Below are 24,967 nucleotides of genomic sequence, written 5' to 3'. Positions count from 1 at the left end.
TGTTCAAAGCCTGGGTACTGCCGCGCCGGCACGCTCGGCCCTGTGGGTCGTGGCCGGAACAGCGCCATCGATCCGGGCACGAGTGCGTCGGCGGTGTTCAGCCGAACGTACAACAGGATCGATGGTTCTTTGGCTGATCGGCTCAATATCCGTGGCGCGATTCGGGGTTGACTCGGCGTACTCGCCCGGTGACACGGGCCACAATCCGCCAGGAGGTTGTCATGGACGCCGTCACAGTCACTCCACCGCCGGTGAACGAACCGGTGGGGACCTTCGCGCCCGGCAGCCCGGAGCGCGCGCGACTGCAGGCCGAGCTCACCGAACTCGCCGCGACGCCGCTCGAGATTCCGCACGTGATCGGTGGGCGGGAGCGGCGGGGTGCGGGGGAGGTAGTGGATGTCGTGCAGCCGCACCGGCATTCGGCGGTGCTCGGGACCATCACGGTGGCCGAGGCGCGGGATGCGGCCGACGCCATCGAGGCGGCGACCGCCGCGGCGCCGGGGTGGCGGGGGCTGTCGTTCGACGAGCGGGCGGCGGTATTCCTGCGGGCCGCCGATCTGCTGGCCGGACCGTGGCGGGAGACGGTGGCGGCGGCAACCATGCTGGGGCAGTCGAAGACCGCGTATCAGGCCGAGATCGACGCACCGTGTGAGCTGGTGGATTTCTGGCGGTTCAATGTGCACTTCGCGCGCGGGATCCTGGCCGGGCAGCCGATCTCGACGCCGGGGGTGTGGAATCGGGTGGAGTACCGGCCGCTGGAAGGGTTCGTGTACGCGGTCACGCCGTTCAATTTCACCGCCATCGCGGCCAATCTGCCGACCGCGCCGGCGCTGATGGGCAATACAGTGGTGTGGAAACCCTCACCCACACAGGCATTTTCGGCGTATTGGACGATGCGGCTGCTGGAGGCGGCGGGGCTGCCGCCGGGCGTGATCAATCTGGTGCACGGCCACGGTCCCGAGGTGTCGGCCGTGGCGCTGGCCGATCGGCGGCTGGCGGGCATTCACTTCACCGGGTCGACGGGGACGTTCCAGCGGCTGTGGCGCACGGTCGGCGAGAACATTGCCGGCTACGACACCTATCCGCGGCTGGTCGGCGAGACCGGCGGCAAGGATTTCGTGGTCGCGCACAGCTCGGCGGATCCGGACGTGTTGAGCACGGCGCTGATTCGCGGGGCGTTCGACTACCAGGGGCAGAAGTGTTCGGCGGCGTCGCGGGCGTTCATTCCGAAATCGGTGTGGTCGCGCATGTCGGGGGAATTCCTGGGCAAGGTGTCGGAGCTGACCTACGGCGACGTCACCGATTTCACGAATTTCGGTGGGGCGCTGATCGATCGGCGCGCCTTCGACCGCAATGTCGACGCCCTCGAGCGGGCCAAGGCGACACCCGGTCTGACCGTGCTCACCGGCGGGCGCGCCGACGACAGTGTGGGTTACTTCGTCGAACCGACCGTCCTGCTGGGTGAGGATCCGGGTGACGAGGCGTTCCGGACCGAGTACTTCGGGCCGATTCTGGCCGCGCACGTCTACGACGACGCGACGCCGGACGGGTTCGACGCGGTGCTGGATCTGGTCGATCGCGGGTCGTCGTACGGACTCACCGGCGCGGTGATCGCCGACGACCGGATGGCGGTCGCGACGGCGTCCGAGCGACTTCGGTACGCGGCGGGCAATTTCTACATCAATGACAAGCCGACCGGCGCGGTGGTCGGACAGCAGCCGTTCGGCGGGTCGCGGGGCTCCGGCACCAACGACAAGGCCGGGTCGGCGCAGAACCTGCTGCGCTGGACCTCGGCGCGCACCATCAAGGAGACCTTCGTGCCGCCGACCGATCACCGGTATCCGCACCAGGCCGTGGCGACGGAAGCGGGAGAACGCTGATGTTCACGACCGTGCTGCGTCCGGCGCTGCTGGCGGCCTCGCGGTCGCCGCGGGTGGAACGGACGGTGACCGGGCTGACCGCGACCCGGAAGATGGTGCGGCGCTTCGTCGCCGGGGAATCCGAGGCGGATGCCGCGGCGGCCACGGGGACGCTGCTCGACTCCGGGCGGTACGTCAGCCTCGACTATCTGGGCGAGGACACCACCGATCTCGCGCAGGCGCGCGCCACCGTCGCCCACTACCTCGCCCTGCTCGAAACCCTGGGCGATCTGCCCGGGTCCACGGGAGAGGTACGGCCGCTGGAGGTTTCGCTCAAGCTCTCCGCGCTGGGCCAGGCGCTGCCCCGGGACGGCCACGCCATCGCCCTCGAACACGCCCACAAGATCTGCACCGCCGCCGCGACGGCGGGGGTCTGGGTCACCGTGGACGCGGAGGACCACACCACCACCGATTCCACCCTGTCCGTGGTGCACGCGTTGCGGGCGGACTTCCCCTGGGTGGGCACGGTGCTGCAGGCCTACCTGCTGCGCACCGAGGGCGACTGCCGTGACCTGTCCGGTCCCGGATCGCGAATCCGCCTGTGCAAGGGCGCCTATCGCGAACCGGCCGGGGTCGCCTACCAGGGCCGCGACGAGGTGGACGCGTCCTATCTGCGCTGCCTCGACATCCTCATGCGCGGCCTGGGCTATCCCATGGTGGCCACCCACGACCCGGTCATGCTCGACGCCGCCGCCCACTACGTGCGGGCGGCGCGGCGGTCGCCGGACCGCTTCGAATTCCAGATGCTCTACGGCATCCGCGACGACGAACAGCAGCGGCTGGTCGCCACGGGCGCGCACCTGCGCACCTATGTGCCCTACGGCGACCAGTGGTACGGCTACTTCATGCGCCGGCTGGCCGAGCGCCCGGCCAATCTCGCGTTCTTCCTGCGCTCGTTCGGACCGGGCGCGCGCCGCTGATCGGTAACACGATCGCACCGCCTCGGCGGACGCGCCAGGGCGGTGCGCGTCGGCCGGTTGAACAAGAACTCTGAACTTTATTTAACCAACCGCCCGATCACAGCATCGGCCATGGTCCGATTAGCTGAGCTAGCTCGAGTGTGACCTGCGTTACCGCAGAGTGGCGGTACGCAGCGGAACGAAAGGATCCCGCATGTCTTTTGCGGAGTTGCGCGGCCAGATTCTGCGCCGCAAGCCGATCTCGGAGGTAGACGACGACACGCCCGCGGACGAGCGGCTGTCGAAACACCTCGGTCTGTGGCAGCTGACGGCCATCGGGGTGGGCGGCATCATCGGCGCGGGCATCTTCGCCCTGGCCGGGTCGGTCGCACACAATACGACCGGGCCCTCGGTCCTCATCTCGTTCCTGATCGCGGGTGTGGCCAGTGCGTGTGCGGCACTCTGCTACGCCGAATTCGCGGGCATGGTGCCCAAGGCGGGGTCGGCCTACACCTACGGGTACGTGTCGCTGGGTGAGCTGGCGGGCTGGTTCATCGGGTGGGATCTGCTGCTCGAGTACGTGGCGGTGGCGGCGGTGGTCGCCATCGGCGTGTCCGGGTACTTCAACTTCCTGCTGGATCAGATCGGAATCTCCTTGCCGCACTGGATGCTCGGGGCCTCCGGCACCGGGGACGGGCATGTGGTGGATGTTTTCGCGATCCTGTTCTGTCTGGGCAGCGCGTGGGTGCTGTCGCGCGGCATCAAGAGCGTGGGACGGTTCGAGACGGTCGCGGTGGGGATCAAGGTGGCGATCGTGCTGCTGATCATCGTGCTCGGCCTGTTCAAGATCGACAGCGCGAACTACCACCCGTACTTCCCGTTCGGCACCGGCGCGGTGTGGACGGGCGCGGCGACGGTGTTCTTCGCCGTCTTCGGCTATGACGCCATGAGCACCGCGGCCGAGGAGTCCACCGAGGCGAAAAAGCATCTGCCCAAGGCGATCATCTACTCGCTGGCCATCGCCATGGTGCTGTACGTGCTGGCCACGCTGGTGCTCACCGGCATGCAGAAGTACACCGAGATCAGCCCGACCTCCGGGTTCTCCACCGCGTTCAAATCCGTGGGGATGCCGGGCATCGCGAACATCATCGCGATCGGCGCCATCGTCGGCATCATCACCGTGGTGCTCACCTTCATGCTGGGCGTGACCCGCGTCTGGTACGCCATGAGCCGCGACGGGCTGCTGCCGGAATGGTTCGCCAAGACCCATCCCACCCGCAAGGTGCCCACCCGGGTGACCTGGATCGTGGGCGCCGGCTCGGCGATCCTGGCCGGGCTGCTGCCCATCAATACCGTTGCGGAGCTGACCAATATCGGCATCCTGATGGCGTTCATCGTGGTCAGCGTGTCGGTGATCGTGCTCCGCTACACCCGCCCCGACGAGCCGCGGGAATTCCGGCTCCCGCTCATGCCGGTGGTGCCCGTGGTGGGCATCGGCTTCTCCATCTATCTGATCTGGTCGCTGCCCTGGGAAACCTGGGTGCGCTTCGTGGCCTGGCTGATCGTCGGCCTCATCGTGTACTTCGGCTACTCCCGCTTCAACTCCCGCCTGGGTCACCCGACAGCGATCGAAAACGCTTGAGCCGGAGACCATTTCCGGGTCAGGCGGATACGTGAACGGCGATCGAGCCGCTGGGGAGCGGCTCGATTCGAATGTGGGTGAGGTCGGGGACGTGGGCAGTCGGGTCGAGGGTGGCGGCGCGGGGGCCGACGCCGATGACGCGCATGCCTGCTGCCTTGGCGGCGGTGATGCCTGCTTGCGAATCTTCGAAGACCAGGCAGTCGTCGGCTGAAAGGCCCAGTTCGGCGGCCGCTTTCAGGAAGCCTTCCGGATCGGGCTTGCTCACCGTCACCGATTCGGCGGTGATGCGGATCCGGGGGATGGGGAGGCCGGCGGCGGTCATCCGGGTTTCGGTGAGGACGCGGTTGGCGGAGGTGACCAGGGCGTGGGGGAGGTCGGCGAGGGCGGCCATGAACTCTGGGGCGCCGGCGATGGGTACGACGCCGTCGACGATGGTGGCTTCCTCCGCGAGCATGCGGTCGTTGTCGGCGCGGTTGAGCTCGGCGGGACGGTCCGGCAGGAGTTCGGCCATGGTCGCCCAGCCCTGGCGGCCATGTGCGACGGCCAGCACATCAGCTACCGACAGGCCGTGCTCGGTGGCCCAGCGTCGCCACAGCAACTCCACTACGGCTTCGGAATTCACGAGTGTGCTGTCCATATCGAGCAGGAGGCCGCGGGCGGCAAGCGTGGCATCAACCGTCATAGGCTGGTTATAACCACAAGACGCCGGGCGTGCAAGATGTCTCGAATCCGTGTCGCGGGCAAGGGATTCCCGCACACCGCACCCCGGAGCTCGTTACACAGCCCCAGGGCCCACGCTTGCCTTCTCTATAACGGTCGTTATAGTCGACGGAGGCTATTCTCCGGCGAGACGGAGGGCCACGCGCTCGCGCGCCCGAACCTGCACCTGTTCGAAGGAGAATTCGTCTTGGGGTCGACCACAACCCTCGAGCACCCGTTCGATACCGCCATCGCGTTGACGCCGCAGGGGGAAGGGCGCTTTCTCGGTCATACCGCGGCCGAGTACTCGAACATGGTGGGCCCCTTCGGCGGGATCACGGCCGCCGCCATGCTGCGGGCCGTTCTCGACGACCCGCGTTGCGCGGGCAGTCCACTGTCGCTCACGGTCAACTACGCCGGGCCCATTGCCACGGGAGCGTTCACCATCGACGCCGAGCCGGTGCGGACCAATCGCACCACCCAGCACTGGGTGGTGACGATGCGGCAGGACGACACCGTGGCCACCACCGCGACCGTGGTGTGCGCGCTGCGTCGCTCGACCTGGTCCGACACCGAGATCAGCCCGCCCGCCGCGCCCGCGCCGGACTCCCTCGAGGTGGCGGAACTGCCCGAATCGCCTGCGTGGCTGCGGAATTACGAGATGCGGTTCGTGGCGGGCCGCGGCCCGTTCGCCGGGGGCGATGACGGCGCACCGGCCCCGACGTCCACCTCCACCCTGTGGGTTCGGGACACGCCTGCGCGTTCGCTGGACTTTCCGGCGGTGGCGGCGATGAGCGATATCTTCTTCCCACGCGTCATGCTGCGCCTGGGCCGGATGGTCCCCGCGGGCACCGTCTCGCTCACTACCTACTTCCACGCCGAGCTCGACCCGCTCGCCGAACCCGGACAGTTCGTTCTCGCGACCGCGCGGGCTCAACACTTCGGCAATGGCTTCTTCGACCAGTCGGCCCATCTGTGGACCGAAGAGGGCACCGCGCTGGCCACCAGTCACCAGCTCGTGTACTTCAAGGGCTGACCTGCCACGGCTCAGCCGGCAGTCGGCGCGCCCCGGCTACATACGACAGAAGTGTTTGGGGAGCACCGGTTTTCACCGCTTGGCCGGGACCGCCAGGGCGGCCAGACCGACACCGAGGACGATCAGGCCGCACCAGGACAGCGCGGGTAGGCGCTCGCCGACGACGGTGACGCCGAGCAGAGCGGCGACCGCAGGCTCCGCGAGCGTCAGGGTGGTGGCGGACGCCACGGTCGTGTGGCGCAGTCCGTAACCGAACAGGCGGTAGGCGACGAAGGTCGTGAAGAACGCGAGGTGCAGGGCGACCGCCAGTCCCCGCGGCGTGGTCAGCCAGATCGGGCCGGAGGTTGCGACCACGGGCAGGACCAGGACGGCGGCGAGACCGAACATGATGCCCATGACCGAGCCGGAGGCGTGGCCGCGGGTGATGAGGGTGCCGCCGATCAGCGAGTAGACGGCGTAGGTGAGGCCCGCACAGGCTGCCAACAGAATGCCGAGCAGGTCGATCGGGGCCGCATTGCCGAATCGCGGCCCCATAACCAGTACGGCGCAACCGATTACGGCCAGCCCGGTGGCGGCACACCATCTCGCGGACGGTCGCCCCCGGCCGGTGAGCCAGGCCAGCAGGCCCGCGAAGACCGGTGCACTTCCGAGGGCGATGACCGTGGCCACGGCCACGCCGGTGTGGGCCACGGCCGGATAGAAGGTGACCGGATACCCCGCCACGGCGCACGCGCCGAGCAGCAGCAACCACTGTTCCGACGCGGCGGCGCGCATCCGATGCCCGCGGCCGGTGATGAACAGCAGGAATCCGCCGAGGGCCAAGCCGGCCGAACCGATTGCGGCAGCGGATGTTCCGGCTGGAGCCAGCGATGCCGCGGTACCGGTGCTGCCCCACAGCACCGACGCGGCGAGGATCGGCGCACTACCGCGCCAAGCGGTCGAAAGGGTGGGTTCCGGGGTGAGCGTGGACGTGCGTTCGGACACCGTCGAGTACTCCGTCGTCGAATTCCGAAGGGGGAAGGAATCGAAACGGGCGCACGACGAATTCGGGCTGCCGTCGGAGGTCAGCCGGAACGCGAAACGAGAGTCTGCCGCTGCGCCCGATCAGGCGGCAGGCGGCGGCGTGACGGAGTGCCAGAACGTACCCATGGGTCGAGACTACCCAACCGTCTCGCGCCCGGTCCGCCCGGAGGTCAGGTGGTGGCGGTTCCGGTGCGATTCAGAATGATCAGCGGGGTGAGGTAGTGCTCGAGTACGTACCCGCCGAGGGCGTGTGCCGCGCCGGCGGCCTCGTCGACTTCGGCGGCCGTCCAATCGCTGAAGGTGGTGAACAGATCGTGGATCTGGTCGGCGCTCAGTTCGATTGTCCAGGAGATCCGTTCGACATGGGCGGCGACGAAGTGACCGCTGCCGGTGAGACGGCGCACCCATGCATCGGTGTCGAAGTCCGCCGGTCTGCGGGACGGGGGGTCGTCGCCGCGACGCGCGACGATCTCGGCTATTCGCTGCCGGAATGGGGTGGCAGCCGCCGACGGGTCGCCGAAGACGTGACGCCACACCGCGAAATGACCGTCAGTGATCAGCGCGCGGTGAATTCTCGGCAGCACCACGTCGAGATCGAACCAGTGGATGGCCGTTGCCGCGACAGCCAGATCGAAGGCGGCGGACGGCAAGGGCGCTGTTTCGGCGCTGTCGATGAGCACGGACACTTCCGGCCATCGTCGGTGCAGCCGGGCGGCGAGGCCCTGCCCCGGCTCGACAGCGGTGACGGCAGCACCGGCCCGCAGCATCGGACCCGTCGCCAATCCGGTGCCGGCGCCCAGCTCGAGAACCCGGACGCCGTGCCGCAGCAACCCGAACTCCCGCAATCGTTTCCACAGTGCAGCCGGATAATCAGGTCTGGCTCGATCGTAGATCTCTGCATGGGCGTCGAAATGCATCGGACCGAGCCCTCGACCGTCTCCGGACATCAGCCGAGATCGAACTTCCCGGCTTGCACGGCAGCGTTGAACACGGCCCAGTCGGCCGGAGCGAACACGAGCACTGGGCTCGAGTCTCCCAGTTTCGAATCCCGCACTCCGACCCTGCCACGGCTGAGGTGGGCGGCTTCCAGGCATTCTCCGCCCGAATGGCTGTAGCTTGATTTGAACCAATCGGCTTCGGACAGTTCGATGTTCATTCGCCGCACTCCTTGGCTCTCGACAACATGACCTGCCTGGTTGTGACCGGATCCAATGCTACTCGGCTGATCTCGCCGAACGCATGTCGGTACCGCCGCACCTCGGGCTCTCGTTCCAGGTAGAGGTCTCCCACAAAACCTTCGATGTAGACCACCGGGGGCTCGACCATCCCGGTTGCCGGAAGTTTGGGAAACTCCAGTAGGACAAAGGATTCCACCATCGAACCGAGATGGCTCGGAGCGTCGTGGGGGACATACCGAATCGACACGTTCGGCAGCTGGCTCAGATCGGCCAGGTATCGAAGCTGCTCGGCCAGAACTGCCGGTCCGCCGATCTGACCGCGCAGGGCAGCTTCCGACAAAACGACATCGATCTCGAACCCTTTGTCTTCCAATCGGTTCTTTCGCCTCATGGCCATTTCAACGCGCCTCTCCACCTGCTCCGGTGGCATCGTCGGATGCTCGGTCCATTCGATCGCGCGACGATACGCAGGCGTCTGGAACAGTCCGGGTACGTCCGCCTGGCGCCAGGGTCAAGTCCCGGGGCGTGGTGTAACTGGGGTGGTCACCGCATGATCCGGAATGGGGTCAGGCGGTGAGTTCTGCTGGTGCTGGGTCCTCCTGTTCGTCGGTGGTGGTGAGCCCGCGGGAGCGGGCCAGGACATCGAGTCCGAGGTAGCGGCGTCCTTCGATCCATTCGTCGTGTTGCTCGGCCAGCACTGCGCCGACCAGGCGGATGATCGAGCCGCGGTCGGGGAAGATGCCGACGACGTCGGTGCGGCGGCGGATCTCCTTGTTCAACCGTTCCTGTGGATTGTTCGACCAGATCTGGCGCCAGATCTGCTTGGGGAACGCGGTGAACGCGAGCAGGTCCGCGCGGGCGGTGTCGAGGTGGTCGGCGACCTTCGGCAGTTTCTCGGCGAGTGCGTCGAGCATTCGATCATATTGGGCGGCAACCGATTCGGTGTCGGCTTGGTCGAACACTGAATGCAGCAATGTCCGGACCCAGGGCCAGGAGGATTTCGGGCAGACCGACATCAAGTTCACCGTGTAATGGGTGCGGCAGCGTTGCCAGGACGCGCCGGGCAGGGTCGCGCCGATCGCGGCCACCAAGCCCGCGTGGGCGTCGCTGGTGACGAGTGCGACCCCGCTCAGGCCGCGGGCGACCAGGTCACGGAAGAACGCGAGCCATCCGGCGCCGTCCTCGCCGGAAGTGACTGTGAGGCCGAGGATTTCACGGTAGCCGTCGGCGTTGACGCCGGTGGCGATCAAGGCGTGGACGTTGACCACGCGCCCGTTCTCGCGGACCTTCAACACGAGGGCGTCGGCGGCGACGAACGTGTAGGGACCTTGGTCGAGTGGGCGGGTTCGGAACGCCTCGACCTGGGCGTCGAGATCGCGGGCCATTATCGAGACCTGGGACTTGGAAAGTGTTGTGATGCCGAGGGATTCGACCAGTTTCTCCATCCGGCGGGTCGAGACCCCGAGCAGGTAACAGGTCGCCACCACGCTGGTGAGAGCGCGTTCGGCGCGTTTGCGGCGTTCGAGCAGCCAGTCGGGAAAATAGCTGCCCGACCGCAGTTTGGGGATCGCGAGGTCGATGGTGCCGACGCGGGTGTCGAAGTCGCGGTGGCGGTAGCCGTTGCGGTGGTTGACCCGTTCGTCGTTGCGTTCGCCGTAGCCGGCGCCGCAGGCCGCGTCGGCCTCGGCGCTCATCAGGGTCTGGATGAACGTCGAGAGCATGGTGCGCAGCAGGTCCGGGCTGGTGGCAGCCAATTGTTCGGACAGCAGCTGGCCTGGGTCGATAGGCTGGATAGCGGTCATCGCGTGAAAGTTCCTTCGAGAGAATGTGAGAGTTCCTTCGAGGATCACGCGGTGACCACCCTCATGTCCGGGATTCGATACTCACCGGACTACTCGGCGAGCTCCTACACCACGCTATTGGACGCAACCGGCGCCAGAAGGACACGCGGCGGGCGGAAGCTTCCAACCCGAGGTAATAATCGAAACGAGGCTTCATCGCATCCTCGTACGCCCGCCACCAATTCTGCTGCGCCGAGGCCATTTCCTGAGCGAGGCCGAGCAATAGGCGCCGCTCGTCGTCGCTGCACTTGTACGCATCGGCGAGCGCATTGATCCAGACCCGCGACACTTTGGTCTTGAGACCGTCTTCCAGGCGGCCGATGGTCTGTATCGAGGTGTCCACGACCCCCGCCGCGGCGGATCTGGTCAGCGGCGCCCGTTGACGGTATGCGGCCAACAGTCGACCGAGGGCGCGGGCGGCAAGGGTGGAGCCAGACATTTTCCTAGCCTTTCTATCGAAGGCACTGAAATTTGGAACCCCCCGTGGTGGAAGTCCGGCGCAATAGCCGCGACCGGCCACCCATGGCGGCCCCAAATCCCTTGGCATCGGAGTAAATCTGAGTTCGTGTCCAACCCATCCACCACCGACCATAGCGAATTGCCAACGATGACAATCGAATACGCGCATCTGACCATGCAGACACACCGGAATTGTCTGGTTTCGGTGTGTCCGGTGAAGAACCAGGCCAAGCGTCGGCTCATCGCACGCGGGGCTCGGAATCCGCCGACGCTCGACACGTAGGGAGTTGATGTGGTGAATCGACCTGTTACGCACAGCATGCCGGACCACCCGGTGCTGAATCTGGAAGTCGCGCAACACGCCTTGGCTCAGCACACACAGTGCGGTGAGGAGTGCGAGGCGAAGCGGTACTTCAGCCGGCAGGTGCCCTACCTGGAGCGGAGCGGGTACCGGGAGCGCGGCGCCACCAGCTGGAACATCTGGGCCGGTGAGTGACCGCTCGGGACGAATATTCCGTTGATCCGCCCCTCCCGCACGAAGGAAGTTCGATACAGTTCGTCCATGAAGAAGGTTTCTTCAGGATCGAATGTGCCGGGCGGGGCGGTTCCGCTGGATGCCATCGACCGGCTGCTGCTCGATGAGCTGGCCCGCGACGGGCGTATGACCAACAATGCGCTGGCCGCGGCGGCGGGGATCGCACCCTCGACCTGCCTGGGCCGGGTGCGGGCCCTGGTGGAGCACGGGGTGATCCGCGGGTTCCACGCCGATATCGACCCGGCAGCGCTGGGTCGCGATCTGCAGGCCATGATCGCGGTGCGGGTGCGTGCGGCCGCGCGCGGCCAGCTCGCCGAATTCGGCGAGCAGATGGCCGCGCTGCCGGAGGTCGAGAACGTGTACTTCATTGCCGGGGCAGACGATTACCTGATCCATGTCGCCACCGCCGACTCCGGCGAGCTGCGCACCTTCGTGCTGGAGCATCTGAGCGCGCATCCCGCCGTCGCGTCCACGGAGACGATCCTCATCTTCGAGCACGTGCGCCCGGGGCATCGCCCCGCGACCTGATCGGCCGAGTGGGGGCTGGTGGGTGCCATGTCCGGAAAGGTTGGTTCAGTAGGCGGGAACCCTCACGGTCCGATGAACAGTCGTTCGCACGGCAGGCGTGGCGGCAGCCGACAGTCGTCGAAGGTCTGGCGTATGAATTCGATTGTGAACCAAGGCTTTTGCCTCCAATCGTGGATCAAGTTGCGGACCGCCACCGCAGTGACCGTGTAGTCGAACACCACGTCGGCCAGCCAGATTCGCACGTGGACATCACCTTCGGGCGGGAACCATCCTTCGATGGTCATGGCCGATCGCCATTCCCGGCACTACCGTGTCGACCTTTCCGGATGACGCCTCAGGCGGCCAGGGAGTGTGCGGCGTACCCGTGTGCTGCCGCAACCGATTCCGAGAGCAGTTCGCCCTTGTGGGTGCTCAGGCCCGCGGCCAGGCCCGGGTCGGCGGCGACGGCGGCGCGCCAGCCCTTGTCGGCCAGAGCGACCGCGTAGGGGAGGGTGGCGTTGGTGAGGGCCACCGTCGAGGTGTGCGGCACCGCGCCGGGCATATTGGCCACGCAGTAGAAGATCGAGTCGTGCACCCGGTAGGTGGGCTCGGCGTGTGTGGTGGGGCGGGAATCGGCGAAGCAGCCGCCCTGGTCGATGGCGATGTCGACCAGCACCGAACCCGGCTTCATCTGGGCGACGAGGTCATTGGAGACCAGGGTGGGGGCCTTCGCGCCCGGCACCAGCACCGCGCCGATGACCAGGTCGGCCTCGCGCACCAGGTTCTCGACCTCGAGCCGGTTGGACATGACGGTGCGCACCTGGCCGTGGTACAGGTCATCGATCTCGCGCAGGCGCTGAATGTTCAGGTCGAGCACCGTGACCTCGGCGTGCATGCCGTGCGCGACAGCGATGGCATTGCGCCCGGACACACCCGCACCGATCACCACCACGCGGGCCGGGCGCACACCCGGCACACCACCCATGAGCACGCCGCGGCCGCCACCGCTGCGCATCAGGTGATACGCGCCCGCCTGCGGCGCCAACCGGCCCGCGACCTCGCTCATCGGGGCCAGCAAAGGCAGGGAGCCGTCGGGGGCGGTGACGGTCTCGTAGGCGAGGGAGGTGATGCCCGAGGACAGCAGGGCGTCGGTGCACTCCCGGGAGGCGGCCAGGTGCAGGTAGGTGAACAGCACCTGATCCTCGCGCAAGCGCGAATACTCTTCGGCGACGGGCTCTTTCACCTTGAGCACCAGATCGGCGACGCCCCAGACCTCGTCGGCGGTGTCGAGCACCTGCGCACCGGCGAAGCGGTAGGCGTCGTCCTCGAACGTCGAGCCGACGCCCGCACCGGCCTCGACGACCACCTCGTGGCCGCGGGCCACCAGCTCGTGCACGCCGGCGGGCGTGCAGGCCACCCGGTACTCGTGGTTCTTGACCTCGCGGGGAATTCCGATCTTCATCCGCACTCCTGACTCTCTCGACTGGGGTTAGGCGGGATCGCCGCCAGAGAGTCAGTATGAATATTGTGCGAGATAAGTACTAGAGTCGTGAATAAGATTCTCTGAATTCGCACTCGACTAGCCGAATGATCGAAATCCGCAAGTGCGAGCTGGGTCACACCGAAGCATCTTCGGCGTTTGCGGTGCTACTGCAACGGCTCCGGCCAGCTGTCGTCGATCGGCCAGCCGCCCGCCCGCAAATGGGCGCGGACCCGATCCAGATCGGCGGTGCGCGGCATCTCGTCGGTGAGTTTGGTGATGATCACCCCGACGTCGGCCCGGTCGGCGGGCAGCGCGCCGAGCAGCACCAGCTCGGCGGCCACCTGCCGCACCTCGTCCTCGGACAGCCGCCGGGTCAGTACGGCCAGCAGCGGCAGATAGTCGGTGTCGGGGACACCGTGCGGGTACCCGGCGCGCAGCCAGCCGACAATTCTGGCCAGTAGCTCGGACAACTCCATCGGTGCTCGGTTCTACTCTGCCGGAACGGAATTCACGCCTCGGACGGGTCACCCAGCGGCCACCCGCCGGCCGCCAGCCGGGCCGCGACCCGGTTCACGTCGTCGGCGCCGGGCTTCTCGTGGGCGAGCTGCGCGATGGCGGTTTCGATGCCAGCCCGGTCCAGCACGCCGCCGGAGGCGAGCAATCCCTCGATGACCTCGTCGACTTCGCGGTCGGTGAGCTTGCGGTGCAGCACCGCGAACAGGGCCACGTAGTCCTCACGCGGGATGCCGTGCGGGTAGCCCGCGCGCAGCCAGGCCAGGACGGTGGCGAGGATCGAACGATTGGTCGTCATGGCTCACTTCTTCGGGGGTTTCGCGCCGAACAACTGGATGTCGAAGGTGTGGCTGATGAAATCCTTGGCGATATAGAGGATTCCGGCGGTGACCACGATCAGGGCGGCCGCGAAGCAGAGGTAGGCGATGGCGGTGACGACCACATTGCGGTTAGCGGTGGCCGGGCCGTCGGCGGCCGGTTCCAGGGCCCAGAGCCGGACGCCGATCCCGAAGATCACCGGCACTCCGACCCCGAGCACCAGCGCGATCAGCGTGACCTCGCCCAGGGACTTGGCGATGGCATTGAAGGTGTGCATGCTCGCTCTCCTCAGGCCGCGGCGGTCTCGCGCGGCGGGGCCGACGGGGTGAGGCCGTCCGCCCACTCGTCGTTGACATTGCTGGTGTCGATCGGATTGCGGCGCGAGCGCAGGTACATGTGGACCGACAGGGCGATCAGCACGGCCAGCACGATCAGCACACCGAGCAGGCCACCACCGAGATCGGCGACCCACCAGCAGGCCGCGCCGACCAGACCGGCCAGCGGCAGGGTCAGCACCCAGGCCACGGCCATGCGGCCCATGACACCCCAGCGCACCTCCGCGCCCGGCTTGCCCAGGCCGGTGCCCAAGATGGATCCGGTCGCGGTCTGGGTGGTCGACAGCGGCAGGCCGAACTGGGCCGAGGTGAGAATGATGGCCGCCGAGGAGGTTTCGGCCGCGAAGCCCTGCGGCGAATCGATCTCCACCAGGCCCTTGCCCAGGGTCCGGATGATGCGCCAGCCGCCCAGATAGGTACCCGCGGCGATCGCCAGGGCACAGCACACCTTCACCCAGAGCGGGATGTCGTCGGCATTGGTGTAGGTGCCGCGGGCTACCAGGGCCATGAAGATGACGCCCATGGTCTTCTGGGCGTCATTGGTGCCGTGGGCCAGCGAGACCAGGGACGCGGAACCGATTTGGCCCCAGCGGAATGCGGTGCTCACCCGGTCCTTGCGGGAGTGGCGGGTCAGCCAGTAGACGGCGTAGGTGCCCAGTCCGGCCACCAGTGCGGCGACGAAGGGGGCCAGCAGGGCCGGAAGGATGATCTTGTTGATTAGGCCGGTCTTCTGATCCCCGGTCCAGATCACGCCGCTCGCGCCCAGCGCGGCCACCGCGGCTCCGATCAGGCCACCGAAGAGGGCATGGGAGGAACTCGACGGAATTCCGACCAGCCAGGTGAACAGATTCCACAGAATTCCGCCGACCAGGCCCGCGAAAACTATGTGCAGCAAGGCCATACCGTGGATACCGCCGATATTCAGCAGTCCACCCGAGACCGTCTTGGCGACCTCCACCGACAGGAACGCTCCGACCAGGTTGAGCACGGCCGAAAGGGCCACTGCAACCCGGGGAGCGAGCGCGCCGGTCGCGATGGAGGTCGCCATCGCATTCGCCGTGTCGTGAAACCCGTTGGTGAAATCGAACGCCAACGCGGTAACCACCACGATCAAGAGAACCAGTACCTCAGCGCTCACAACTCCAGTGTCACAACGGAATACCGCGCGCTGAATGGCTACACGCCGGTGTTCACTCGAAATTCAATCGGGTAACCCCGGGACGGTCGCCCGGGGTTGTCCGGCCTCTCACATGCCCTGGCAGCAGCCGGGCATGAGCGTTCACATTGAGTTGCAAAGCATCTGCAGCGGGTTGATTCGCGATCACCTCCTCCCGCAGGATTCGGAGTCGAGCGGGGGCCGGAGGTGGGCGGACTACGCCGTCAGTGAAATGAGCGCGCAGCGGCGGTGTTTCGCGGTGAGAATGAGGCGGGCCGCTGGGGCCCGAGGTTCGGGAGGGTGTTGATGGACGAGGTGCTGCTCACGCCGCCGGATGCCGCCGAGGTGCGGTTCCTGGCGCGGGGTGTGGTCAGTGCGGTGGCGGCGGAGGCGGGGCTGACGCCGTTGCAGGAGTTGCTGGTTCCGGCCTTGTTCCTGTCGATGACCGGGCATCCGGTGGAACTGGCCGAGGTGCGCCCGATCGGGGCGGCGGAGTTCGCGGACGGTATGGCGCGGCGCAATCGGGTGTTCCGGGAACGCGTCGTGCAGACCATGTTGCTCGCGGCGCTGGTGGTGCGGCCGCTGCCCGCGGAGGTGGGAAACCGGCTGCGGGAGTTCGGCGATGCGCTCGGCGTCGACGACGACATGATCGCCGTCGCGCAGCGCTACGCCGAGGGCGCGGTGGATCTGGCCGCGGTCGACTTCACCCGCAACGGCTACCTGGGCAATACGAATACGCTGCGGCTGGACGCGCTGCACACCGAGGGTCTGGACAGCTCGTGGAGCGCGGTCACCGACGATCCGATGCTGGCCGGGCGCTGGGCCGAACTGTGGGATCTGCCCGTCGGCACGCTGGGGCGCGGTGTCGCCGACTTCTACCGTGACCGGGGGTTCGTCACCCCCGGTCTGCCCGGTTCGGCGCCGCCGCTGCTGGCCCAGCACGACTGGGTGCACGTGCTCGCCGGATACGGGACCACCCTCGAGAACGAGATCGAGGTCTTCGCCTTCATGGCCCGCGCCAATGACGACCCGCGCGCGTTCAGCCTGCTCGCCATGGTGATCTCGCTGTTCGAGACCGGGTACCTGCGCGCGGGCGCGGGCCTGTTCGAGGCCGACGAAGGCCACCTCAGCACGCACGGCATGGCCGAACGGCTCGGCGATGCCATGCGGCGCGGCGCGCTCACCCAGGGCAGCCACGACTTCCTGGACCTGGACTGGTTCTCGCTGGCCGACCGCCCGATCACGGTGGTGCGCAATGAGATCGGCCTGGTCCCCAAGGCCGGGTCGGCGCTCGCGGCGGGCTCGGCCGGACCGTGGCAGCCCGGCGGGATCACGCCGTACCAGCTGAACTCCTCGAAAAATGCCGCGGTGGCCTCGGGACGGCCCTACGTGCCCTGGCAACCCGACCCGTCGCGCGACTGACCGGCTGCGGCGAAAGTCAGGTCTGGAAGTCATGTTTGCCGTACGAGGGTCGTGCCCGGTAGCCCGGGTGAGTGGTGCGAGCGCCTTGCGCACTGCTCACCCGGGCATGCTGATCCGTCGCTCCCCGAGGCGAGGGGTCAGCCCTGATCGAGCAGGCCGAGCATGCCGGAAACGGCTGCGGGCCAGGTGAATTCCTCGGCGCGGCTGCGGGCCGCGCGGCGGCGTTCGGCGGCCGGGCGGGACAGCACGTCGGTGACGGCTTCGGCGAAAGCACGCGGATGGTCTGCGGCCACCGCGCCGGCTTCGGCGGTGATGATGTCGGCCAGCGCTGAGGAGCGGCTGACCACGACCGGGGTGCCGGCGGCAAGGGCTTCCAGCGCGGCCAGGCCGAAGGTTTCGTGCGGGCCGGGGGCCAGCGAGACGTCGGCGGTGGCCAGCAGGGTGGCCAAAGCGGTTCTGTCGTCGATGAATCCGGCGAAGTGGACGGTGGGGCGGCCATCCGGGAGCGGTGGGATGGTGCGGGCGCGGCGCTCGAGGGCGTCGCGGCGGGGGCCGTCGCCCGCGACGACCAGACGGGCGTCGAGGCCGCGGCGGCGCAGTGCGCTCACCGCGGCGATGCTGCGGTCGACCCGCTTCTCGACCGAGAGGCGGCCGCAATGCACCAGCAACGGGTAGTCGTCGGCGCCGAGATCGGTGCGCAGGCGGTGGTCGTGGCGGTCCGGCCGGAACATGTCCAGATCGACGCCGAGCGGGACGAGTTCGACGTTCTCGACATCGATGCGGTGGAACTCCTCGCGCGCGAACTGGGTGGTGCAGACGACGACGTCGTAGTCCTCGGCGGTACGGCGGTTGGCGGCGTCGGCGGCGCGGCGGGCGATCGGACCGGGCAAAATCTGGCCCAGCAACCGGTCGAGACGTTCATGGGAGATCATCACGCCCGCGATGTCGCGGCGGCGCGCCCACCGGCCGAAGCCACGCAGTGTCAACCGGTCCGACACCTCCAGCACATCGGGCCGCAGCCCGGCCAGGGTGTCGGCGACCCGGCGCGGGTCCGCTGCCCGATAGCCGCCGGTCCACGGAATCTGCGGTGCGGGCACCGTGATCCGCAGCACCCCGGTCGGCAGCACCTCCTCGGACCGCTTCGGCCCCGGCACGACCAGCGCCACCTCGTGCCCGGCGGCCGCATATCCCTCACCCAGGTGATGCAACGCGGTGCGCAACCCACCCGACCGCGGACCATAGAAGTTCGCTAGCTGAACGATGCGCACGAGGCCGATCGTGCAGGGCAACGGGTTACCGTCGGCACCTCCGGCGCCAACACCACATGAACACCCGCGAAAGACCCAGCGAACCCGGCGTAGTCGGCACCCCGCACCCGCCCACCCGAACCTCACACCCCGAACCCCCACGACCCGCACCACCAAGATCGGGAAGCCCGCAGCGCGCAATTCCGAGCAAATCTCCACCACACCGCATACCCATGCGCTCGGTAGTCAGGGCCCAGTGCGCGGCACTGCCGCTCGGCGACCGCTTCACCGGGCGGCCCGTTCGCGGCGATCCGCCGGCGCCGTGCTGCACGGGTGCGCGACGCCGTAACCAGGTGCTGATCGTGAGCGAGTAGAACAGTTCGCTGATCTTGGTCAGCGGCGCGCTCGCCCGGTCAGCGGCGCGCTCGCCCGGTCAGCGGCGCGCTCGCCCGGTCAGCGGCGGCCGCGGCGCTACCGTTCACCGTCTTGACCTATCCCGCACGGCAATCCGGGGCGATCGGCTCCGGCGATCTGGTGCGCGTCGATCGCCCATGGCCTGGCAACCTCGCGCCGCTGCTGCGGGCGGCCCGCGGGTGTTGGTAGTGGCAGCAACTGGTCTGGCCGCTTGACCTGCTGGGTGGGTGGATTTAGCGTTCGGGGATGGCGTTCAAGCGGATCGATCGGCGGACGGTGCCGGACACTGTATTCGAGCAGCTCGTGGGCGAGGTGCTGGATGGGGAGTTGGCGCCGGGGGCGGCCCTGCCGGCGGAGCGTGCTCTGGCGGAGACCCTGGGGGTGTCGCGGCCGACGGTGCGGGAAGCGCTGCAGCGGTTGGCGCACACCGGGCTGGTCGAGGTACGGCAGGGTGGGTCGACGACGGTGCAGGACTTCCGGCGGCACGCGGGGCTGGAGATGTTGCCGCGGTTGCTGATTCGGCAGGGGGAGCTGGACCACGCGGTGGTGCGGTCGATCCTGGAGACGCGGCGGGTGCTCGGGCGGGAGGTCGCGGGGCTGGCCGCCGAGCGCGCCGGGGACGGGCTGGCCGAGGCGCTGCACGCGTCGGTGGAAGCGCTTGCGGCGGAACACAATCCGGTGACACAGCAATTGTCCGCAGTCACCTTCTGGGATCACCTGGTCGATGGTGCGGATTCGATCGTGTACCGGCTGCTCTACAACGATCTGCGGGCGGTGTACGAACCCGCGGTCGAGGCACTGGCCGTCGTGATGACCGGTGAGGTGGGCAGCATCGATCGCTACCGCGGGCTCGCCGAGGCGGTCATCGCGGGCGACGCCCAAGAGGCGCGGGCGGCGGCGGATGCCCTGCTGGCGATCGCGGCGGAGTCGTTCGAGGCATTTCTGCGGCAGGCTCGACCTGGCACGTAGGAATCCCCGCCCGCACCGGCCCCGGTTTGTAGGACGCTCACCCGCACCGGGCCCGGCTCCCGGCGGATAAACCGCTGCCCCGCAACAGGCCCGCTCCCGGCGGATAAACCGCTGCCCGCAAAAGGCGCGCTCCCGGCGGATAAACCGCTCCCCGCAAAGGCCCGCCCCCAGCGGATAAACCGCCGCCTGCATCGGGCCCGCTCCCGGCGTATAGATGCCGCTCGCTCCGGGCCGCGCCCCGGCGATCGCTGCGCACAGCTGACAGATCCCGGCGACGGTCTTGTATTTCGACACTGGATGGATATATTGGTCTGACCACTTGGCCATCAGGCCAAGATCATCTGTTTGGACAAGGCGGTACGTGTATGACGCCCCCTCTGCAATCGCACCGCGAGGCTCGCGTAGAGCAGCCCGACGCGGTTGCCCCGACCGCGCTGCTCGAGCGGGCGCGGGAAGTGCAGCCGGAGTGGGCTGCGCTGACGGTCGCCGAACGGGTCCAGGTGCTGGGGTCGCTGCCGCAGCTGCTGTTCGACCGGATGGACCGGATCGCGGAGGAGATCGTCGCCGAGAACGGCAAGCCGCTCGCCGAGGCGCTGGCGCACGAGGTCGTCCCGGCGATCGCCCTGGCTCGCCATCACCTCGACAGTGCCGTCGCCACCCTGGGCGCGACCCGGATCAGCTCGGCGACCGTGCCGCATCGGAAGGCGATTCGCACCCATCGGCCCTACGGGATCGTGGTCGCCATCGCGCCGTGGAACTTGCCGTTCCTGATTCCGTTCAGTCAGGTGCTGCCCGCAGTGATCGCGGGAAATGCGGTGGTACTCAAGCCTTCCGAGCTCACACCGCGGGTGGCCGAGGCGCTGGTCGAGCTGATCTCCGACTGCGGTTTGCCCGCCGGGGTCCTGCAACTGGCGGTCGGGGACGGGGCGGTCGGCGCCGAGTTGATCGCCGGGCGGCCGGACAAGGTGCTGTTCACCGGTTCGGTGGCCACCGGGCGGACGGTGATGGCGGCGGCCGCGCGCTTCCCGATTCCGGTCGGGCTGGAACTGGGCGGGATCGACGCCGCGATCGTGCTCGACGATGCCGACCTGGAGTTCACCACCTCGGCGGTGGCCTGGGGAGCGAACTTCAATGGGGGACAGGCCTGTTGCTCGATCGAGCGGGTGCTGGTGCACGACTCGCTGCACGACGCCTTCCTGGTCCGGCTCGAGGACAAGGTGCGGCGCATCGACACCGGGCGGGATCTGGCGCCGGCCATCGATGAGCGCCAGCAGCGGGTGTGGGAGCGCCATCTCGCGGCGGCGCGGCAGGGCGGCGTGCAGGTGCGCGGCGGAGAACCGTTGCGGGACCGCCACCTCTCGCCCGCGCTGGTGAGCGGTGCGGATGTCACGGCGTCCGAGGTGTGGCGGGAGGAGACGTTCGGGCCCGTGGCGGCGATCGCGCGGTTCGGCTCCGATGACGAGGCCGTGGCGCTGCACAATGCGACCGAGTACGGGCTCACCGCCAGCGTGTTCTCCGCCGATGTCGGACGCGCCCGCGCACTGGCGCAGCGGCTGCGGGCGGGCGCGGTGTCGATCAATGATGTTGCGGCGACCATGTATTCGACACCGGAGCTGCCGTGGGGTGGGGTCGGCCGGTCGGGCTTCGGCCGCTCGCACGGGGTCGATGCGCTGCTGGATGCGAGCTGGGTGCAGGTGGTGGATCTGCCGCGCGGCCCGGCGTTCGGGCCGAAGCGGCCCTGGTGGTATCCGTACGGGCCCGAACTCGAGGACGCCATGCGGGCGCTGGCCTCCGGTGCGGTCACGCCGCGGGCGGCGGCTCGGCTGCGAGGATACGGGCGGGCCGGTCACGTGCTGCTGGGCATGCTCAGCCGGCAGCCGAAACTCTGAAGGACGGGAATCGGTGAACAACCAAGTCATGACCGCCATCGCCCAGAATGCTCCGCGGCTGCGGGCGGGGGCCGATCACGTCGAATCATGGTTCGTGCGCGCCAATGACCCGCACTCGCCGCGCGCGGTGTGGATCAAGGCGACCGTGCTCACCGCGCGTGACGGGACAGCGCTGGCGCAGGCGTGGTGCAGCGTCTTCGACGGGCAGCGCACGCACGCGTGGTGTCTCGATATTCCCTTGGCCGCGGCACGATTCGAGGCGCACTCGATCGGGCAGGACATCACCGTCGGTCCGCTGACCCTGTCGTTGACCGGGAACGGCGGTACGACCGGCGGCACATTGTCCGATGCCGCACAGACTGTCGCCTGGGATCTGAGCTTCAGCACGGTGGCGGGTCTGGGTGCGCCGATGTCGCTGCTGCCCAGCGACCGGTTGCTCGACACTCCGGTGCCGAACAACAAACTGGTGACCCCGTTTCCGGTGCTGACCTGCACGGGCCGGCTGGAGTGGCAGGGCGAGCACTGGGACCTGAGCGGCTGGCACGGGATGCAGGGCCACAATTGGGGCCGCGAACACAGCCCCGAATACGCCTGGGGCCAGTGCGTTTTCACCGATGCCCGGGGCGGCGATCCCTTCGCCGTGATGGAGGCGGCTTCGGGCCGCACCCGCATCGCGGGCCGCACCTCGCCGCTGCTGTCCATGCTGGTCATCCGCCGCGGCGACGAGGAATTCCGGTTCGACCGGATCGTCGACCTGTGGCGGCAGCGCCCCCGGCTCGACTTCCCCACCTGGACCCTGCGCATGCGCGGCCGCCACGGCACCGCGGACCTGCGCATGCACGCCGAGCCCGCGCAGATGGTGTGCCTGGCCTACCGGAACCCGGCGCGCGACACCAGCTACTGCCTCAATTCCAAGACCGCCGCCGTCTCCGTGCACGTCGCCCCGATCAACGGCAACGCCTTCGAGCTGCGCAGCCCGCACGGCGGCGCGCTGGAATTCCTTGTCCCGCACCCGGTTGCGTCGGTGTCCCCGATCGTCTGAGAGAACCCGCTATGCCTTTGACCTTCTTCGAGACCATGCGCGGCGAGCTCTACGACGCCGACGGGCTGGCGCATCACGTGGCCATGGATCTGCGCTGCGAATCCGGGCACGCGCGCGGATTCGTCACCAATGGGCACGCCCGCATCACAGGCACTATCCGGGCCCTGCCGTGGGCCGACGGCGCGGCGGTGCTCGGCACCCTGATCGCGCTACCGGTGACCAAGCGCCTGATGAGCTACGAACTCGAGTTCCGCGACGACGACGGCCGCGCCTGGCATCTCAGTGGTCGCAAAGATGTGCGCTGGCTGCGCGGCGCACACGCCAGCTTGACCAACCTCGCCACCACCCTGTCGTGCGAGGGTGAGCAGGTCGCGCAGGGGCGAATGCAGTTCTTCGCCAACGACTATCCGAGTTTTCTGCGCTCGTTCCAGCCATGGGTGTCGCTGCGCGCCGACCTGCCCGAGGGTCGCCATCCGGAGGGGATGCTCGGCCCGGGACATCGCGAGACCCTCGCGGCGCTGGCCGAGGTGCTGATCGAGCCGGGCGGGTCGGTGCCGCCCGTCGGCACCGGCACCATCGACCGGGTCGACACCTATATCGGCAATATGACCCCGCTCATGCAATCCGGGCTGCGGGCGGCACTGCGCGGCCTCGATGCGGCGGCGCGCGCCAGGCACGGCAAACGCGCTGCGGCGCTGACGGTTCCGCAACGCCGCGCCCTGGTGGAGGAGGCCCGGCGCGCCAGCGCCCTACGGCACGCGGTCGATGCCGTCGAGACTCCGTTGCGGATCGCGCATTTCGGTGACCGCCGCTATCTGGATGCGATCGGCGCGCCACGTTACGACGAGCCCGTGCTCGACCAGCGGCCGGGCTGGATGGCCAATGTCACCACCCCGACCGAGCTGTCGCGGCGGGAGACGATCGACTGCGATGTCGTGGTGATCGGCACCGGCGCGGGCGGGGCGGCCGCGGCCGCCCGGCTCACCGAGCACGGCCTCGGCGTGGTGATGGTCGAGGAGGGCGACTACGCCGGTCGCGCACAGTTCCGCGGGGATCTGGGGGAACGCACCCAGAAGTATTGGCGCGATGGCGGATACAACCTGGCACTCGGCAATACGGTCCTCGGCGTCAGCACGGGCCGGCTGGTGGGCGGGACGACCGCCATCAATTCCGGCACCGCCTTCCGCACCCCGGACGCGGTGCTGCGGGAATGGCTGGACCTGGGCTTCCCCGGCGACTTCACCCCCGAGGCGTTCGCGCCCTACCTGGACGAGGTCGCCGCCGAACTGGGTATCGGCCCCGCCGATCCCCGCTATCTGGGCCGGGTCGCGCAGATCATCGGCGCGGGCGCGGACGCCCTGGGCGCGGCGCACGGGCCGCTGCCGCGCAATGCGGTGGGCTGCGACGGGCAGGGCCAGTGCGTGCACGGCTGCCCGACCGAGGCCAAACGCTCGAGCAATGTCAGCTGGGTGCCGCGGGCGTTGAAGGGCGGTGCGCAGCTGTTCACGAATCTGACCGTCACCCGAATCCTGTTGTCGGGCAGCCGCGCCACCGGTGTGCTCGCCGAGGGCCAGGACGCGCACGGCGCGCCGCGGACGGTGGAGATCCGCGCTCGCGCGGTGGTGATCGCGGCCGGCACCCTCATGACGCCGCTGCTGCTGCGGCGCAACGGCCTGACCCTGCCCGCGCTGGGACGCCACCTGTCGGTGCATCCGTCCCTGGGTGCGGTGGCCATGATGCCGACGCCCGGAACGCCGTGGTCGGGGATCCCGCAGGGCTATCAGGTGGAAGCACTGGGCGATCCGCTGGTCACCTTCGAAGGCGTGGCCATCCCACCGCAGTTCGCGGCCGGCACACTGCCGTTCCACGGTGCGCGGCTCACCGAATGGATGAACCGCTGGACCCACACCGAGCAGTTCGGCGCGATGGTGCGTGATACCGGCACCGGCAGCGTGCATCACGGTCCGGGCGGGCGGACCCTGATCCGCTATCACCTGACCCCGCGCGTCCAGGCCGCGTTGCAGCACGCCTGCGCGAGCCTGGCCGAGCTGTTCCTGCGCGGCGGGGCGGAGGCGGTGGCGTTGCCGATCGCGGGGACCCCGCCGATCCGCACCCTCGATCAGGCCCGCACGGTCGCCGAGATCCGGTTGAGTCCGCGGCAATTCCGCATGATGGGCCCGCACCCGCTGGGCACCGCCCGGATGGGCCCCGATGCCCGGACAGCGGTGGTGGATTTCGGCCATCGGGTATTCGGCACGAATGGTCTGTATGTCGCCGACGGTTCGGTCGTCCCGACGTCGCTGGGGGTCAATCCGCAGGTCACCATCATGGCCTTCGCGCTCCGCGCCGCCGATCTGATTGCAGCCGACCTCAATTGACCGGATTCGCCCCGTCACCCCTCTGGCGCACCACCTGTGATCTTGGTAGAGATTGGTGTAAGC

The 24,967-nt window shown here is 68.4% G+C and carries 25 protein-coding genes; 11 read left to right on the top strand and 14 right to left on the bottom strand.

Going from position 1 to position 24,967, the window contains the following annotated elements:
- Positions 1-221: 221 nt before the first annotated feature.
- The 3 genes from pruA to ACWEQQ_RS31470 all read left to right on the top strand — a co-directional run bounded on the left by pruA (position 222) and on the right by ACWEQQ_RS31470 (position 4,460).
- The gene (gene pruA, locus ACWEQQ_RS31480) at positions 222-1,880 is read left to right on the top strand and encodes an L-glutamate gamma-semialdehyde dehydrogenase (RefSeq protein WP_452350794.1); all 1,659 of its coding nucleotides are present in this window, start codon (positions 222-224) and stop codon (positions 1,878-1,880) included.
- A complete protein-coding gene (locus ACWEQQ_RS31475; RefSeq protein WP_452350793.1) occupies positions 1,880-2,839 on the top strand; it encodes a proline dehydrogenase family protein in 960 nt (319 codons plus the stop codon). Before pruA ends, ACWEQQ_RS31475 begins: the two co-directional genes overlap by 1 nt.
- 193 nt (positions 2,840-3,032) lie before the next feature.
- The gene (locus tag ACWEQQ_RS31470; protein WP_452343563.1) at positions 3,033-4,460 is read left to right on the top strand and encodes an amino acid permease; all 1,428 of its coding nucleotides are present in this window, start codon (positions 3,033-3,035) and stop codon (positions 4,458-4,460) included.
- 19 nt (positions 4,461-4,479) lie between these two features.
- Here ACWEQQ_RS31470 and ACWEQQ_RS31465 read toward each other — a convergent pair whose 3' ends face one another.
- Entirely contained in the window at positions 4,480-5,142 is a 663-nt protein-coding gene (locus ACWEQQ_RS31465; protein WP_452350792.1) for an HAD-IA family hydrolase, read from the bottom strand.
- 225 nt (positions 5,143-5,367) lie between these two features.
- Between ACWEQQ_RS31465 and ACWEQQ_RS31460 the strand changes: the two genes are divergently transcribed.
- The gene (locus ACWEQQ_RS31460) at positions 5,368-6,195 is read left to right on the top strand and encodes an acyl-CoA thioesterase (protein WP_452350791.1); all 828 of its coding nucleotides are present in this window, start codon (positions 5,368-5,370) and stop codon (positions 6,193-6,195) included.
- Between the two features lie 72 nt (positions 6,196-6,267).
- Here the strand turns inward: ACWEQQ_RS31460 and ACWEQQ_RS31455 are convergent, their stop codons facing one another.
- The 6 genes from ACWEQQ_RS31455 to ACWEQQ_RS31430 form a co-directional block, all read right to left on the bottom strand.
- Complete coding sequence (locus ACWEQQ_RS31455; RefSeq protein ID WP_452350790.1) at positions 6,268-7,179, bottom strand: EamA family transporter; 912 nt, start codon at positions 7,177-7,179, stop codon at positions 6,268-6,270.
- A gap of 209 nt (positions 7,180-7,388) precedes the next feature.
- A complete protein-coding gene (locus tag ACWEQQ_RS31450; RefSeq protein ID WP_452350789.1) occupies positions 7,389-8,063 on the bottom strand; it encodes a class I SAM-dependent methyltransferase in 675 nt (224 codons plus the stop codon).
- A 101-nt stretch (positions 8,064-8,164) separates the two neighbouring features.
- Positions 8,165-8,374: a DUF397 domain-containing protein gene (locus ACWEQQ_RS31445; protein ID WP_452350788.1), complete on the bottom strand. Its 210-nt coding sequence runs from the start codon at positions 8,372-8,374 to the stop codon at positions 8,165-8,167.
- Positions 8,371-8,880: a DUF5753 domain-containing protein gene (locus tag ACWEQQ_RS31440; protein ID WP_452350855.1), complete on the bottom strand. Its 510-nt coding sequence runs from the start codon at positions 8,878-8,880 to the stop codon at positions 8,371-8,373. The genes ACWEQQ_RS31445 and ACWEQQ_RS31440 overlap by 4 nt, the downstream gene beginning before the upstream one ends.
- 82 nt (positions 8,881-8,962) lie before the next feature.
- Positions 8,963-10,198: an IS256 family transposase gene (locus ACWEQQ_RS31435; RefSeq protein ID WP_452350787.1), complete on the bottom strand. Its 1,236-nt coding sequence runs from the start codon at positions 10,196-10,198 to the stop codon at positions 8,963-8,965.
- Between the two features lie 61 nt (positions 10,199-10,259).
- Positions 10,260-10,676: a helix-turn-helix domain-containing protein gene (locus ACWEQQ_RS31430; protein ID WP_452350786.1), complete on the bottom strand. Its 417-nt coding sequence runs from the start codon at positions 10,674-10,676 to the stop codon at positions 10,260-10,262.
- A 315-nt stretch (positions 10,677-10,991) separates the two neighbouring features.
- Between ACWEQQ_RS31430 and ACWEQQ_RS31425 the strand changes: the two genes are divergently transcribed.
- Together ACWEQQ_RS31425 and ACWEQQ_RS31420 are read left to right on the top strand one after the other, a co-directional pair.
- A complete protein-coding gene (locus ACWEQQ_RS31425) occupies positions 10,992-11,192 on the top strand; it encodes a hypothetical protein (RefSeq protein ID WP_452350785.1) in 201 nt (66 codons plus the stop codon).
- 66 nt (positions 11,193-11,258) lie between these two features.
- Positions 11,259-11,759: an Lrp/AsnC family transcriptional regulator gene (locus ACWEQQ_RS31420; protein ID WP_452343556.1), complete on the top strand. Its 501-nt coding sequence runs from the start codon at positions 11,259-11,261 to the stop codon at positions 11,757-11,759.
- A gap of 62 nt (positions 11,760-11,821) precedes the next feature.
- Here ACWEQQ_RS31420 and ACWEQQ_RS31415 read toward each other — a convergent pair whose 3' ends face one another.
- From ACWEQQ_RS31415 to ACWEQQ_RS31390, 6 genes are all read right to left on the bottom strand, one after another.
- A complete protein-coding gene (locus tag ACWEQQ_RS31415; RefSeq protein ID WP_452350784.1) occupies positions 11,822-12,043 on the bottom strand; it encodes a hypothetical protein in 222 nt (73 codons plus the stop codon).
- A gap of 50 nt (positions 12,044-12,093) precedes the next feature.
- On the bottom strand, positions 12,094-13,200 hold the full coding sequence (gene ald, locus ACWEQQ_RS31410) for an alanine dehydrogenase (RefSeq protein WP_452350783.1): 1,107 nt from the start codon (positions 13,198-13,200) through the stop codon (positions 12,094-12,096).
- A gap of 185 nt (positions 13,201-13,385) precedes the next feature.
- Positions 13,386-13,697, bottom strand: a complete 312-nt coding sequence (locus ACWEQQ_RS31405) for a DUF3349 domain-containing protein (RefSeq protein WP_452350782.1) — start codon at positions 13,695-13,697, stop codon at positions 13,386-13,388.
- Positions 13,698-13,729: 32 nt separating this feature from the next.
- Positions 13,730-14,032 carry a DUF3349 domain-containing protein gene (locus ACWEQQ_RS31400; protein ID WP_452350781.1) on the bottom strand — a complete coding sequence of 101 codons (303 nt, stop codon included), beginning with the start codon at positions 14,030-14,032 and terminating at the stop codon, positions 13,730-13,732.
- Between the two features lie 3 nt (positions 14,033-14,035).
- Positions 14,036-14,329, bottom strand: a complete 294-nt coding sequence (locus tag ACWEQQ_RS31395; RefSeq protein ID WP_452343551.1) for a hypothetical protein — start codon at positions 14,327-14,329, stop codon at positions 14,036-14,038.
- A gap of 11 nt (positions 14,330-14,340) precedes the next feature.
- Positions 14,341-15,525: an anion permease gene (locus ACWEQQ_RS31390; protein WP_452350780.1), complete on the bottom strand. Its 1,185-nt coding sequence runs from the start codon at positions 15,523-15,525 to the stop codon at positions 14,341-14,343.
- Between the two features lie 324 nt (positions 15,526-15,849).
- Between ACWEQQ_RS31390 and ACWEQQ_RS31385 the strand changes: the two genes are divergently transcribed.
- A complete protein-coding gene (locus tag ACWEQQ_RS31385) occupies positions 15,850-16,965 on the top strand; it encodes a hypothetical protein (RefSeq protein WP_452350779.1) in 1,116 nt (371 codons plus the stop codon).
- A 137-nt stretch (positions 16,966-17,102) separates the two neighbouring features.
- On the opposite strand, the gene ACWEQQ_RS31380 is transcribed toward ACWEQQ_RS31385, so the two are convergent.
- Positions 17,103-18,233, bottom strand: coding sequence for a glycosyltransferase (locus tag ACWEQQ_RS31380; RefSeq protein ID WP_452343548.1), 1,131 nt, complete (start codon positions 18,231-18,233; stop codon positions 17,103-17,105).
- 639 nt (positions 18,234-18,872) lie between these two features.
- Between ACWEQQ_RS31380 and ACWEQQ_RS31375 the strand changes: the two genes are divergently transcribed.
- The 4 genes from ACWEQQ_RS31375 to ACWEQQ_RS31360 all read left to right on the top strand — a co-directional run bounded on the left by ACWEQQ_RS31375 (position 18,873) and on the right by ACWEQQ_RS31360 (position 24,904).
- Positions 18,873-19,595: a FadR/GntR family transcriptional regulator gene (locus ACWEQQ_RS31375; protein ID WP_452350778.1), complete on the top strand. Its 723-nt coding sequence runs from the start codon at positions 18,873-18,875 to the stop codon at positions 19,593-19,595.
- A 365-nt stretch (positions 19,596-19,960) separates the two neighbouring features.
- Positions 19,961-21,484, top strand: a complete 1,524-nt coding sequence (locus ACWEQQ_RS31370; protein WP_452350777.1) for an aldehyde dehydrogenase family protein — start codon at positions 19,961-19,963, stop codon at positions 21,482-21,484.
- A gap of 13 nt (positions 21,485-21,497) precedes the next feature.
- Positions 21,498-22,526, top strand: coding sequence for a hypothetical protein (locus ACWEQQ_RS31365; protein WP_452350776.1), 1,029 nt, complete (start codon positions 21,498-21,500; stop codon positions 22,524-22,526).
- Between the two features lie 11 nt (positions 22,527-22,537).
- Positions 22,538-24,904: a GMC family oxidoreductase N-terminal domain-containing protein gene (locus tag ACWEQQ_RS31360; protein ID WP_452350775.1), complete on the top strand. Its 2,367-nt coding sequence runs from the start codon at positions 22,538-22,540 to the stop codon at positions 24,902-24,904.
- Positions 24,905-24,967 lie beyond the last annotated feature (63 nt).

The organism is Nocardia sp. NPDC004123 (genome assembly GCF_053603795.1).
The sequence above is the reverse complement of the archived record's forward strand: the minus strand, read 5'-3'. Positions and strand labels throughout refer to the sequence as shown.